Source organism: Allobosea sp. GW821-FHT12C12, assembly GCF_058807355.1.
The window spans coordinates 34,603-47,147 of sequence record NZ_JBXAQP010000018.1; the positions used below are offsets into that span (position 1 = coordinate 34,603).

The 12,545-nt window shown below is 69.4% G+C and carries 11 protein-coding genes; 6 read left to right on the forward strand and 5 right to left on the reverse strand.

The window, feature by feature from the left end; genetic code table 11:
- Positions 1–135 precede the first annotated feature (135 nt).
- The 5 genes from AC1RRW_RS20440 to AC1RRW_RS20460 all read left to right on the forward strand — a co-directional run bounded on the left by AC1RRW_RS20440 (position 136) and on the right by AC1RRW_RS20460 (position 5,902).
- Positions 136–1,767, forward strand: a complete 1,632-nt coding sequence (locus AC1RRW_RS20440; RefSeq protein WP_492903293.1) for an alkaline phosphatase D family protein — start codon at positions 136–138, stop codon at positions 1,765–1,767.
- 170 nt (positions 1,768–1,937) lie between these two features.
- The gene (locus AC1RRW_RS20445; protein ID WP_492903295.1) at positions 1,938–2,519 is read left to right on the forward strand and encodes a YqaA family protein; all 582 of its coding nucleotides are present in this window, start codon (positions 1,938–1,940) and stop codon (positions 2,517–2,519) included.
- Positions 2,520–2,798: 279 nt separating this feature from the next.
- A complete protein-coding gene (gene ilvD, locus AC1RRW_RS20450; RefSeq protein WP_492903297.1) occupies positions 2,799–4,529 on the forward strand; it encodes a dihydroxy-acid dehydratase in 1,731 nt (576 codons plus the stop codon).
- The gene (locus AC1RRW_RS20455) at positions 4,516–5,472 is read left to right on the forward strand and encodes a tetratricopeptide repeat protein (RefSeq protein ID WP_492903299.1); all 957 of its coding nucleotides are present in this window, start codon (positions 4,516–4,518) and stop codon (positions 5,470–5,472) included. Before ilvD ends, AC1RRW_RS20455 begins: the two co-directional genes overlap by 14 nt.
- Before the next feature lie 61 nt (positions 5,473–5,533).
- Positions 5,534–5,902, forward strand: coding sequence for a hypothetical protein (locus tag AC1RRW_RS20460; protein ID WP_492903300.1), 369 nt, complete (start codon positions 5,534–5,536; stop codon positions 5,900–5,902).
- Here the strand turns inward: AC1RRW_RS20460 and xth are convergent.
- The 5 genes from xth to AC1RRW_RS20485 all read right to left on the reverse strand — a co-directional run bounded on the left by xth (position 5,899) and on the right by AC1RRW_RS20485 (position 10,483).
- Positions 5,899–6,687, reverse strand: coding sequence for an exodeoxyribonuclease III (xth, locus tag AC1RRW_RS20465; RefSeq protein WP_492903302.1), 789 nt, complete (start codon positions 6,685–6,687; stop codon positions 5,899–5,901). The two genes, AC1RRW_RS20460 and xth, sit on opposite strands and share 4 nt — an antisense overlap.
- 12 nt (positions 6,688–6,699) lie before the next feature.
- Positions 6,700–7,443 (reverse strand): LrgB family protein, encoded by a 744-nt coding sequence (locus tag AC1RRW_RS20470; RefSeq protein WP_492903304.1) that lies wholly within the window; start codon positions 7,441–7,443, stop codon positions 6,700–6,702.
- Between the two features lie 3 nt (positions 7,444–7,446).
- Positions 7,447–7,860, reverse strand: a complete 414-nt coding sequence (locus AC1RRW_RS20475) for a CidA/LrgA family protein (RefSeq protein ID WP_492903306.1) — start codon at positions 7,858–7,860, stop codon at positions 7,447–7,449.
- 278 nt (positions 7,861–8,138) lie between these two features.
- Positions 8,139–8,621 carry a BA14K family protein gene (locus AC1RRW_RS20480; protein WP_492903308.1) on the reverse strand — a complete coding sequence of 161 codons (483 nt, stop codon included), beginning with the start codon at positions 8,619–8,621 and terminating at the stop codon, positions 8,139–8,141.
- A 350-nt stretch (positions 8,622–8,971) separates the two neighbouring features.
- Positions 8,972–10,483: a helicase HerA domain-containing protein gene (locus tag AC1RRW_RS20485; protein WP_492903310.1), complete on the reverse strand. Its 1,512-nt coding sequence runs from the start codon at positions 10,481–10,483 to the stop codon at positions 8,972–8,974.
- Positions 10,484–10,900: 417 nt separating this feature from the next.
- Between AC1RRW_RS20485 and rsgA the strand changes: the two genes are divergently transcribed.
- Complete coding sequence (gene rsgA / locus AC1RRW_RS20490) at positions 10,901–11,899, forward strand: ribosome small subunit-dependent GTPase A (protein WP_492903311.1); 999 nt, start codon at positions 10,901–10,903, stop codon at positions 11,897–11,899.
- The last annotated feature ends 646 nt before the right edge of the window (positions 11,900–12,545 follow it).

Consider the following 12,545-nt stretch of genomic DNA (forward strand, 5'->3'; position numbering starts at 1 on the left):
ACGCAATATGGCGATCGATCTTCTTGATATGCATCGGATTGTTCCGAAAAGTGGTTTCCACTTTCCGGTCCGATCGTCACGCCGGCGTCGCGGAAAGTCTGGTAGCGTTCCAGTCTTCCAGAGGGAGCCTTCGCCATGTTCGCCCGCAACGCCTTCGGCCGCTTCCCGATCGACGACTTCGTCACGCAGGCCGGCACGCCCTCGCGGCGCGAGCTGGTGCGGGGGCTGGTCGCCTCGGGCCTGCTGTTGACCGGCGGCGGCGCGCTCGACCAGCGCGTCTGGGCCAAGCCCGTCTTCGCGACCTATCCGTTCTCGCTCGGCGTCGCCTCCGGCGATCCCGCGCCCGACGGCTTCGTGATCTGGACGAAGCTCGCGCCGCTGCCGCTGGCCGATAACGGCGGCATGCCTATGAAGGCGGTCGAGGTCGAGTGGGCGGTCGCGACGGAGTCGAACATGCGCCGCGTCGTCCAGCGCGGCACGGCGCTGGCGCGGCCGGAACTCGGCCATGCGGTCCATGTCGAGGTCGCGGGGCTGGAGCCGAACCGGGACTATTTCTATCGCTTCACCTGCGGCGACGAGCGCAGCGTCACCGGCCGCAGCCGCACCTTCCCGGCGGCGGACGCGCCGGTCGAGCAGGTGAATTTCGGCGTGCTCGGCTGCCAGCGCTACGAGGACGGTTTCTTCACGGCGTTCGCGCATGCGGCGGCCGAGCGCTTCGACTTCATCTACCACTATGGCGACTACATCTACGAGTATCGCGTCGTGCGTCCCGGGGAGCGGCCCCTGCACGTCGCCAGGGTGATGCCCGGCGAGCCGGCCGAGATCTACGCGCTGTCGGACTATCGCCGGCGCTACGCGCTCTACAAGACCGATCCGGACCTGCAGGCGGCCCATGCCTCGGCCCCGTGGCTCGTCTCCTTCGACGACCACGAGATCGACAACAACTGGGCCGGCTTCGTCTCGGAAGAGGAGGGCGTGCCGCCCGAGATCTTCGCGCTGCGCCGCGCCGCCGGCTTCCAGGCCTGGTACGAGCACATGCCGCTGCGTCGCTCGGCGATGCCGCAGGGGCCGAATATCCAGGCCTATCGCCGCTTCCATTATGGCGACCTCGCCCAGATCGACGTGCTCGACACGCGCCAGTATCGCAGCGACCAACCCTGCGGCGACGGCTCTCACGCCGCCTGCGCCGACGCTCTGAAGCCCGAGAACACCATGCTCGGCGAGCGCCAGGAGGCTTGGCTCGGCGAGGGCTTCCGCGCCTCGAAGGCGCGCTGGAACGTGCTGGCGCAGCAGGTCATGGTGATGCGCCACGACCGCGATCCCGATCCCGCCGCGATCGGCTACAACATGGACAAATGGGACGGCGCGGTCGCGGCGCGCCAGCGCCTGTTCGAGGCGATCGAGGGCTCGCGCCTGTCGAACCCGGTCGTCCTGACCGGCGACATCCACCAGAACTGGGCCGGCGAGCTGAAGGCCAATTTCGACGATTTGAGCTCGAAGACGCTCGGCGTCGAGTTCGTCGCGACCTCGATCACCTCCGGCGGCGACGGCGCCGAGATGACGCGGGCCGGCAAGGTCGGGCTGCAGAAGAACCCGCATATCGGCTATTTCAACAACCAGCGCGGCTATATGCGCCACAGCGTCCGGCGCGAGCGCTGGCAGGCCGACTACCGCTTGCTCGACAAGGTCTCGCAGGCCGGCGCGCCGGTCGCAACCAAGGCCAGCTTCGTCGTCGAATCCGGCCGGCCGGGAATGAAGCCCGCATGAGGCGGCCAGGTCACCGCCGGCCGCCACCTCGACGCCACGCCATCGTCTTCAAATTGACGTTGACGTAACCGATCGCTGGCATTCTCCATCAAATTCGCTTAGATGCACTCCATGCAGCCCAGCCATGCGCGCATCCAGATCGATAACCCAGGATCGGTTGTTCAAGACCCATGCTCAAGCGAGCCTATGACTGGTGCGTATCCTACGCGTCCCACCCCGGCGCCCCCTGGCTCCTGTTCGCGCTGACCTTCGTCGAAAGCTCGTTCAGTCCGCTGCCGCCGATCCCGCTGCTGCTGCCGATGTGCATCGCCAGGCCCGATCGTGCCTGGTTCTATGCCGGAATCTGCTCGCTCGGAGCGGTGCTGGGCGGCTATCTCGGCTATGCGATCGGCGCTTTCCTGTACGAGTCGGTCGGCATCTGGCTGATCAGCATCTACGGCCTGCAGGACAAGGCGGCGCAGCTGATCTCGACCTCGCAGGATTTCTGGTTCTGGGTTCTGGTCACCAAGGGGCTGACCCCGATCCCGTTCAAGATCGTCACGATCATGTCCGGTTTCCTGCATTTCGACATCTGGAAGTTCACCATCGGCATGGTGGTCTCGCGGGTCACCTTCTTCATGATGATCGCGGTGGCGTTGCGCTACTATGGCGACGACATCCGCATCTTCATCGAGAAGCACCTGCCGATGACGGCGCTGGCGCTGCTCGTCGTGGTGGTCGGCGGCTTCTTCGTCCTGCCGATGGTGCTGTAAGACCCGGCGTCGCCCTGCTTTTGTGACATCGTCGCAACAGTTCCGCGCATTGCCGCGCACCGGCCCCATGGCGAGGCGATTGCCGCGATGCCGCCACAAAGCGGCCTCAGCAGTGAGGCGCGATAAGCGACTGAGATATAGAAGAATTAAAGTCTGTGCGGCAGGATGGCGCAGGTTAACCTTGCTTGCTGTCGGCTTGCTAGTGACGTTGCGCCCGGTTCGGCCCTCATGGCACATCCCCCATGCGTGACGAGTGCCGGGCGGAGCGGGGAAAAGACGATGGATGCGCGCGTTTTCGACAAGTCCACGCTGCCCAGCCGGCATGTGAGCGTCGGCCCGGCCCGCGCGCCGCATCGCTCCTACTACTACGCGATGGGCATGACCTCGCGGCAGATTTCGCAGCCCTTCGTCGGCGTCGCCTCGTGCTGGAACGAGGCCGCGCCCTGCAACATCGCGCTGATGCGCCAGGCCCAGGCCGTCAAGAAGGGCGTCGCCTCGGCCAACGGCACGCCGCGCGAGTTCTGCACCATCACCGTGACCGACGGCATCGCCATGGGCCACCAGGGCATGAAGTCCTCGCTCGCCTCGCGCGAGGTCATCGCCGACTCGGTTGAATTGACCATGCGCGGCCATTGCTACGACGCGCTCGTCGGCCTCGCCGGCTGCGACAAGTCGCTGCCCGGCATGATGATGGCGATGGTGCGCCTCAACGTGCCGTCGATCTTCATCTATGGCGGTTCGATCCTGCCCGGCCGCTTCAAGGGCCGGCCGGTCACCGTCCAGGACGTGTTCGAGGCGGTCGGCAAGCATTCGGTCGGCGCGATGTCGGACGAGGACCTGAAGGAGCTGGAGGAGGCGGCCTGCCCGTCGTCGGGGTCCTGCGGCGCGCAGTTCACCGCCAACACCATGGCGACGGTCGCCGAGGCGATCGGCCTGGCGCTGCCCTATTCCTGCGGCGCGCCGGCGCCCTACGACGTGCGCGACACCTTCTGCTACACCGCTGGCGAGATGGTGATGGAGCTGATCGCCCGCAACATCCGTCCGCGCGACATTGTAACGCTCAAGGCGCTCGAGAACGCGGCGACGGTCGTCGCGGCCTCGGGCGGCTCGACCAACGCGGCGCTGCACCTGCCGGCGATCGCGCATGAATGCGGCATCGCCTTCGACCTGTTCGACGTCGCCGAGATCTTCAGGAAGACGCCCTACATCGCCGATCTCAAGCCCGGCGGAAAATACGTCGCCAAGGACATGTTCGAGGTCGGCGGCATCCCGCTGCTGATGAAGACGCTGCTCGACCACGGTTTCCTGCATGGCGACTGCATGACCGTGACCGGCCGCACCATCGCCGAGAACATGGCTAGCGTGAAATGGAACGGCGACCAGGACGTGGTGCGCGCCGCCAACGCCCCGCTCTCGCCCAATGGCGGCGTCGTCGGCCTGCGCGGCAATCTCGCGCCCGAGGGCGCGATCGTGAAGGTCGCCGGCATGACCACCGAGCAGCTCGTGTTTTCGGGCCCGGCGCGCTGCTTCGATTGCGAGGAGGACGCCTTCGCGGCCGTCAGCCAGAAGCGCTACGAGGTCGGCGACGTGCTGGTGATCCGTTACGAGGGCCCCAAGGGCGGTCCCGGCATGCGCGAGATGCTCTCGACCACCGCCGCGCTCTACGGCCAGGGCATGGGCGACAAGGTCGCGCTGATCACGGACGGGCGCTTTTCCGGCGCGACGCGCGGCTTCTGCGTCGGCCATGTCGGGCCTGAAGCCGCGGTCGGAGGCCCGATCGCGTTGATCCGCGACGGCGACATTATCGAGCTCGACGCGATCACAGGAAAGCTCGCAGTCCGCCTTTCTGATGCCGAACTTGGAGAGCGTCGTAAGGAATGGACACCGCGCAAGACCGATTACGCATCGGGCGCGCTGTGGAAATACGCGCAAACGGTCGGTTCCGCGAAAGGTGGGGCCGTGACCCACCCGGGAGGGGCAGCCGAGACCCATTGCTATGCGGATATCTGACGCATCCTTCGTAGCCCTGTTCCTGATCCTTGGCGGCCCCTGCGCCGCCTGGGCGCAGGATGTCGCGCCCGGCCGGGCCGCGCCCGTGCCGCCGCGGCCGATTCCGGGCGTGGCGCTGCCGGAGCCGGGGCTCGGCGCCGGGGGGGGAAGCGCGGCTTTGAGCACGCGTTCGATCGCGCCCGCGCCCAGCGGCCCCGCCGCCCACATGGCGCTGCCGATGGCGCCCTTCGCCAATGCCCGCGACGCGATCAAGGCCTGGATGCGCGATTCGACCGCCGGCGACCAGGCCGGCGCCGTGCGCGCGCTCGAATATGTCGCGGCGCAGGGCAACCTCGCGGCGCAGTTCAAGCTCGGCCGCGCCTATGCCAGCGGCGAGGGCGTGCCCGCCAACGATCTCAAGGCCTTCGAGTATTTCTCCAAGATCGCGGACGAGAACGCCGACGCCATTCCGGGCACGGCCGACGGACGCATCGTCGGCAGGGCCTTCGTGGCGCTCGGCGGCTATTTCAGCGACGGCATCAAGGGCTCCTATGTGAAGCCCAACGCCGACCGCGCCTTCGACATGTTCCACTACGCCGCCTCCTATTTCGGCGATCCGGACGGACAGTACAATCTGGCGCGGCTCTACATGACCGGGCAGGGCACGCAGAAGGACGGGCGTCAGGCGGCGCGCTGGATGAAGCTCGCCGCCGAGAAGGGCCATGCGCCCGCGCGCGCCGTCTTCGGCGACATGCTGATCCGCGGCGGCGACGGCGTGCCGCGCTCCGCCGTGACGGGCCTGATGTGGCTCTCGCTGGCGCGCGAGGGCGCGGACCCGATTCGCGAGAGCTGGATCCTGGAGCGCCACGACGCGGCGTTCGCCGCGGCCAGCGAGAACGACCGCTACGCCGCGCAGGCGCTTGTCGAGCGCCAGCAGTTCGCGGGACGCGCCACGCCGCGCTGAGGCTGCATCCGGGCCGCCGGCTCCCGCGTAGTCGAACGCAGAGCCACCCGGAGCCCCTGCCATGCGCGACCCGGCATCCTTCTCCTTCATCGCGGCCTTCGCCGCGCTCGCCGTCTTCAGCGCCGCGGCGCAGGAGAATTTCGAGGCGTGGGCGCCGCTGAAGGATCCGTTTCCCAGCACGGGCGGCGGCGGCATCATGATCCACGACTACGACCCGGTCGTCGTCGCCGGCAAATGCACCACCAATTTCCGCGCGATCGAACAGAACGGCACGGTCTACCGCAACGCGATCGTCTTCGACGCGGTCGAGACGCAGGGCGGCGTACTCTGCACCAACGGCAAATGGCGCTCGCTCGACAGTGATGCGACCGGGACGACGCCGTTTCGGGTGTTCATCAAGGACGGGGTGAAGCGGGGCAGCGCTGATTAAGCCGCCGCCCGCAGCCGCACCATCACCGGGACATGGTCGGACGGCTTTTCCCAGCCGCGGACATGCTTGACGATCTGGACGCCTGCGAGCCGGTCCGCGGCCTGCGACGACAGCAAGAGGTGGTCGATGCGGATGCCGTTGTTGCGCTGCCAGGCGCCGGCCTGATAGTCCCAGAAGGTGTAGTGCCCGCCGGCCTCCGTCGTGGCGCGCAGCGCCTCGGTCAGGCCGAGATTGAGCAGGCCGCGAAAGGCCATGCGGGTCGGGGGCAGAAACAGTGCGTCGTTGATCCAGGCGGCCGGCTCGCGGGCGTCGCGCGGCTCGGGGATGACGTTGTAGTCGCCCGCCAGCACCAGCGGCTCCTCATGGGCGAGCAGCGCCCGCGCATGGTTGGTCAGCCGCTGCATCCAGCCGAGCTTGTAGGGATATTTTTCCGTGTTCGGCGGGTTGCCGTTGGGCAGGTAGATCGAGGCGAGCCGGACCACGCCCTTGCCGAGCGGCAGCACGCCCTCGAGATAGCGCGCCTGCTCGTCGGCTTCGTCTCCGGGCAGGCCGCGCCGGACGTCCTCCAGCCTCAACCGCGACAGGATCGCGACGCCGTTGAAGCCCTTCTGGCCATGGGTCTCGACCTGCCACCCGGCCGCCTCGATCTCGGCGCGCGGAAAATCGGCGTCGGTGCACTTGATCTCCTGCAGGCAGAGCGCGTCGGGCTCCTCCTGTTTCAGGACATCGAGCAGATGGCCGAGCCGCTGGCGGACGGAGTTGACGTTCCAGGTGGCGATCTTCAACGCGGGGCTCCTTCAGAAGAGCGACAGGATAAGCGGCGCCAGCGCCGCCGTGACAAGCCCGTTCAGGCCCATGGCGATGCCCGCGAAGGCGCCGGCCACCGGATTGACCTGGAACGCCCGCGCCGTGCCGATGCCGTGGGCGGCCAGGCCGGCCGCGAAACCGCGCGCCCGCCAGTCGGTGAACCTGAACAGCACCATCAGCGGCGTCACCATCACCGCGCCGAGAATGCCGGTCGCGATCACCAGCGTCGCGGTCAGCGAGGGCTCGCCGCCGATGCCGCGCGCCACGCCCATGGCGATCGCCGCCGTGACCGATTTCGGCGCGAGCGCCGCCAGCACCGGATAGGGCGCGCCGAACAGGGCGGCGATCCCGACCGCGCTGACCACCGCCGTCAGCGCGCCAGCCAGGAGCGCGGCCAGGATCGGCAGCGCCGCCTTGCGCAAGATCGGCCAGTGCCGGTGCAGCGGCGCCGCGAGCGCGACCGTCGCCGGGCCGAGCAGGAAATGCACGAACTGCGCGCCCTGGAAATAAGTCTCGAACGGCGTCTTGGTGGCGAGCAGGATCGCGGCGAGGAAGGCGACCGCGATCAGCACGGGATTGGCGAGCGGATGCCGCCCGAGCGCGGCCGAGATCCGGTCGGCGGCGACATAGGCGATCAGCGTCACGGTGAGCCAGAGCAGGGGGTCGGCGGCGAGATAGACCCAGAGCGTCTCGACGCGGGCAAGATCGAGACGGGCAAGATCGAGCGGCGTCATCGCTCAGGCCTCGGGCCGGCTGCCGACCAGCGCCGCCACCCTGACGAAGACGAAGGCCGTGACGACGAGCGTCAGCGCCGTCGAGACCAGAAGCGCCGCGATCAGGCCGGGGCCATGGGCGATCAGCGCGCCGGCATGGCGCACGATGCCGGCTCCCGCCGGGACGAAGAGCAGGGACAGATGCGCCAGCAGCACGCCGCAGACCGCACCGAGCGGCAGTTCGTCGACCGGGACGGCTTCGGGACGCCAGGCCCGGCGGGCCTGCAGGCCGAGGAAAAGCAGCGCCAGGCCGATCACCGGGCCGGGAACCGGCAGGGCGAGCAGGCGCGCCAGCGCCTCGCCGGTAAGCTGGCAGGCGAGCAGCAGGGTCAATGCGGCGATCATGGCATGGTCCGGGTCGAGCGGTGCGAACGGCATCGTAGATAACGTTGATTTCGCACGGAAACACTTCGTCATCCCGGGCTTGACCCGGAATCCATCCTGCAGTGCCGCCTATCCCCTATGACGGATCCCGGATCGGCGCGGCTTCGCGGCTTGCCCGGTATGACGCGGGCGGCTCCGAGCGAAATCATCCCTCCAGCGCCGCCGGGCCAAGCCGGGACACATGACCGGCAGCCATGGAAGCACGAGAAACCTCGCTGCATCGCTGCAGCGAGGTTGCGCTGGTCGCCCGTCAGGCGCTGTCAGCTATCCTGTCAGGGACAGGCGCGGACCACGCCGCCGGCGGCGATATAGGTGCCGGTCTCGGGGTCGTAGCTGCGGAAGCGGCGCGAGCAATAGGCGACGGCGTCGACATCGGACGGGCCGTAGCCATAGGCGCGCGGGGCGTAGACCGGCGCGGGCGCGACATAGACCGGCGCGGGCGCAGCATAGACCGGGCCGGGAGCGAGCAGGGCGCCGGCGGCCAGGGCGCCGATCGCACCCGCCGCGATGCCGGCGCCGACGGCCGCGCCGCGACCGCCGCGATAACCGTAGCGCGGACCGCCGCGGTAACCGTAGCGCGGGCCGCCGCGATAACCGCCATAATGGCGATACTGCACGGTCTGGACGAGATCCTTGGCGCTGTCGGCCAGGGCGAGCGCCGCGCCGGAGGTCGCGCTCATCGGCGCGGCCGAAGCCGGAGCCGCGAGCAGGGTCGCGCCCACGAGCGCGGCAGTGATCGTCAGAGCCTTGATCATGAGGAATTCCTTTCCTGCCCAGACGGCGAGAGGACCATGATGGCTCCCCCGACTATCGCCGAATTTATCTGCGTCTAATGTGGCATGAAAGCGCCGATTGTCTAAGATGAAGAAAATTTCCATGTTGCGTTGACGCAGCGTTGCAGCCGGACAAGGCTTCTGCGGTCGCGAATACGATGTCTCCGCTCGCGCTCGCGCGGCATTCGTCCCAGCCAGCAGCGGCGTTTGACGCATCGCAGCCTTCACTTCCGGGCCCCGGACCTGACCCATGTGCAATCCTTGGGATCGCTTCGCGACGCCCGCAATGACGGCGAGGGTTCAAGACCGCCAGAACCGGTGGCCCTTGGCTGTCAGCCCCTGAGCCCGCGCGGCATTCCGGCGAAGCGCGGCACGGCCAGACCCGGCCCCGTCTCCAGTCCGAGCGTGGGCAAGGCGAGCCTGCGCTGGCCCCGGAAATCGACATGGGCGACGAGCAGGCCGCGCTCCTCGATATAGCCGAGCAGCCGGCGCGCGCGGCTCGGACTGTGGCTGCCATAGATCGCGGCGAGTTCGGCGTCGCCGGGGCAGGGCCCGCCCTCGATCGCGATCCGCACGATCGCGAGGAAAAGCGACTGCAGATCCTCCGGCAGCGCGCCCGCCGCATCCAGCGCCCGCCGCCAGGCCGGCTGGCCGGCGACCTCGTCGCTCGCGCCGGCGCGGGCCGCGGCGAGCCTGCGGCGGAACTCGTCGAGGCCGAGACTGCCCGAGCCGAGTCCGCGCATCCGGCAGCGCACGGTGAAGTCCTGATAGAGCACCGCGACCTGCCGCGCGCGCGTCTCCGGATCGGCCATCAGATCCGACAGGATCGCGGCCATCGCCGCCTCGCGCTCGGCCGGGTCGATCGGCGTTTCCGGTTCGGCTCCGGGAACCGGCGTCGGCCGCCAGCTTTCGATCCGGCGCAACGCGTCATTCGCCGGCGGGCGCGGACGCGGGGCAGGGCGGGCGAGGCGGGCGGCGGGCGCGGGCTCGTCGGGGCCCGCGGTGAAGATCAGCTTGCCGGCCTCTTCCGGGCCCTGCGCGGGCAGCGGCGTCAGGCCCGGCGCGCCGCCGCGATCGACGGACGAGGCCGGGCCGATCCTGAGCGGCAGCGGGCGCTTCGACAGGGCAGGGCCGAGCGCGACGAACTGGCCGCGCTCGAGGTCGCGGAACATCTCGGCCTGCCTCCTGTCCATGCCGAGCAGATCGGCGGCGCGGGCCATGTCGATGTCGAGAAAGGTGCGGCCCATCAGGAAGTTCGAGGCCTCGGCCGCGACGTTCTTGGCGAGCTTGGCGAGCCGCTGCGTCGCGATCACGCCGGCGAGCCCGCGCTTGCGGCCCCGGCACATCAGGTTCGTCATCGCCCCCAGCGAGAGCCGGCGCGCCTCGTCGGAGGCCTCGCCGGCCATCACGGGGGCGAAAAGCTGCGCCTCGTCGACCACGACCAGCATCGGGAACCACAGCGCGCGCTCGACATCGAAGAGCCCGCCGAGGAAGGCGGCGGCGGCGCGCAGCTGATCCTCGGCATCGAGGTTCTCGAGATTCAGCACCACCGGGACGCGGTGCTGGCGCACGCGCAGCGCGACGCGCTGGAGTTCGGCCTCGCCGCATTCGGCGTCGACCACGACATGGCCGAACTGCTCGGCGAGGCTGACGAAATCGCCCTCCGGATCGATCACCGCCTGCTGCACCAGCGGCGCGCTCTGCTCCAGCAGGCGGCGCAGCAGATGCGATTTGCCCGAGCCGGAATTGCCCTGGACCAGAAGCCGCGTCGCCAGCAGTTCGGCAAGGTCGAGCCAGGCCGGCTGGCCGGCCGTGGTCAGGCCCATATCGATGGCGCTGGTCATGCTGTGCTTTTAGGTCGCCTGGCTTCAGCCGTTCAGGCCGGCGGTTCTAGCATGCGCGCCCGGCACGGCGCGGCAGGAGCCCGCCGCCTTCCACAGCAAATGCGCAGGCGATCCGCCTCGGCGCGGGCAGGGCGGCCGTGACCCGTGCGAGGGCGGCCTCGGACCGGTCCCGGATGCCGGCGACCGCGACGAGGCCGGGCTTCAGCCGCGCTCGCCCATGATGCCGGCGCCGATGATGCCGATGGCGAGGGGAGCGGTCATGGCGGGCGGTTCCGGATTCGCGTCGCCCGGCATGGCGACCTCTCCGTCGCCGGAGCAACGGCGCGTCCAGTAACCAGAGCGCTTTCGCTTGCCTCTGCGATGAAAGCCCGCTCTAGCATCGGGCATGACGATGGAAGCGCATGGCGGGACGGGATCGTGACGGCGGACATCGCGTCGTCGCTGGCCGGGCTGGGCTGGTCGGCGTTCTTCGCCGATCAGTGCGAGGCCGACGAGGCGGGGCTGATCCCGGCGCGGATCGCGACCGTGCATCGCGCCCGGATCTCGGCGATCTCGCCGGCCGGGCCGATCCGGCCGGTGCTGCCGGTCCATGCCAGGACCGGCGACTACACCGTCGGCGACTGGGTGCTGGTCGAGCCCGGCAGCGGCCTGCTGGTCCGCAGGCTGGAGCGCAGGACGGTGCTGGCGCGCCGTGTCGAGGGCAGCGCCGCGCCGCAGCTCGCCGGGGCCAATATCGACACGCTCTTCGTCGTCGCCTCCTGCAACGGCGATTTCAACGCCGCCCGGCTGGAGCGCTATCTGGCGCTGGCCAACGAGAGCGGGGCGCGGCCCGTGATCCTGCTGACCAAGGCCGATCTCGTCGACGACGCGCAGGGCTTTTACGACGAGGCGGCTGGGCTCCAGCGCGGATTGCCGGTCGCGATCGTCAATCCGCTTGCGCCGGATGCCGCCGCCGTGCTCGCGCCCTGGTGCGGGCCGGGCCGCACGGTCGCGCTGGTCGGCTCGTCGGGCGTCGGCAAGTCGAGCCTGGTCAATGCGCTGACCGGGGCGGCCGACGACGCGCAGGAGACCGGCGACATCCGCGCCCGCGACGACAAGGGCCGCCACACCACGACCGCGCGCTCCCTCCACGCCGTCGCCGGCGGCGGCTGGGTGATCGATACGCCCGGCATGCGCACGCTCCATGTCAGCGACGCGGCCTCCGGGCTGGAGACTTTGTTCGCCGAGATCGCCGAGCTTGCGCCGAATTGCCGCTTCCGCGACTGCACGCATGAGCACGAGCCCGGCTGCGCGGTGCGGTCGGCGGTCGCGAGCGGCGCGGTCATGCCCGAGCGGCTGGCGCGCTGGCGCAAGCTCGATGCGGAGAACCGGGCGAAGACGCCGGCGGCGGGCGGGGCGAGGGGGCGGCGGCGTTAGGCGCGCGCCAAAAGCCCCGCCGGCTTCTCGCCGCGAGGGTTTCGGGTCTTGCTCCTGCGTATTCCCGAGGGGATGCGCGGGGCCGGGTGGCGTCGCAGCCTTTGCCGCGTGCCGATGTCGAAGTCGATGTCGATGTGTCGAGGCAGCGCCGTCCGGCGCCGCCCGACCCCGCGCGCGGTTCTCTTAGGGTTCGTCGTCGATGGGAGCCCGGCTGAGGACCCGGACCTGCCTGTTCGGTCCGGCCGACGAACGACGCCTCCATGGCCTTAAGCCCGCAACGGCTTGCTGCCATGAACACCGCCATCCCACCCGGCCGCACGACGCCTCGCGACAGCCCCCTTGGTCGGGTGGAACGGGAGGGTTATGGCATGGGTTTGTGGGGGTGGGGATTAAGGGGCTGGCAGGGGCCGACGCCTCTTCCTTCTCCCGGATGGGAGAAGGTGGCCCGGAGGGCCGGATGAGGGCCTGCCGTTACAATTTTCAGGAACAACGGCTCCGTGTCGTTTCAACAAGCAACGGCGGTCCCTCACTCCTGCCCCTCTCCCATCCGGAGAGGGGTTCTTCCAGCGCCATTGTCGTCATGCTCGGGCTCGTCCCGACCACCCACGTCTTGACCCCGCCTCGACAGGACGTAAGCGTCGGAAGG

Coding starts and splice junctions, on each gene's coding strand:
- AC1RRW_RS20440 (WP_492903293.1), top strand. CDS start 136: ATGTTCGCCCGCAACGCCTTCGGCCGCTTCCCGATCGACGACTTCGTC.
- AC1RRW_RS20445 (WP_492903295.1), top strand. CDS start 1,938: ATGCTCAAGCGAGCCTATGACTGGTGCGTATCCTACGCGTCCCACCCC.
- ilvD (WP_492903297.1), top strand. CDS start 2,799: ATGGATGCGCGCGTTTTCGACAAGTCCACGCTGCCCAGCCGGCATGTG.
- AC1RRW_RS20455 (WP_492903299.1), top strand. CDS start 4,516: ATGCGGATATCTGACGCATCCTTCGTAGCCCTGTTCCTGATCCTTGGC.
- AC1RRW_RS20460 (WP_492903300.1), top strand. CDS start 5,534: ATGCGCGACCCGGCATCCTTCTCCTTCATCGCGGCCTTCGCCGCGCTC.
- AC1RRW_RS20470 (WP_492903304.1), bottom strand. CDS start 7,443: ATGACGCCGCTCGATCTTGCCCGTCTCGATCTTGCCCGCGTCGAGACG.
- AC1RRW_RS20475 (WP_492903306.1), bottom strand. CDS start 7,860: ATGCCGTTCGCACCGCTCGACCCGGACCATGCCATGATCGCCGCATTG.
- AC1RRW_RS20480 (WP_492903308.1), bottom strand. CDS start 8,621: ATGATCAAGGCTCTGACGATCACTGCCGCGCTCGTGGGCGCGACCCTG.
- AC1RRW_RS20485 (WP_492903310.1), bottom strand. CDS start 10,483: ATGACCAGCGCCATCGATATGGGCCTGACCACGGCCGGCCAGCCGGCC.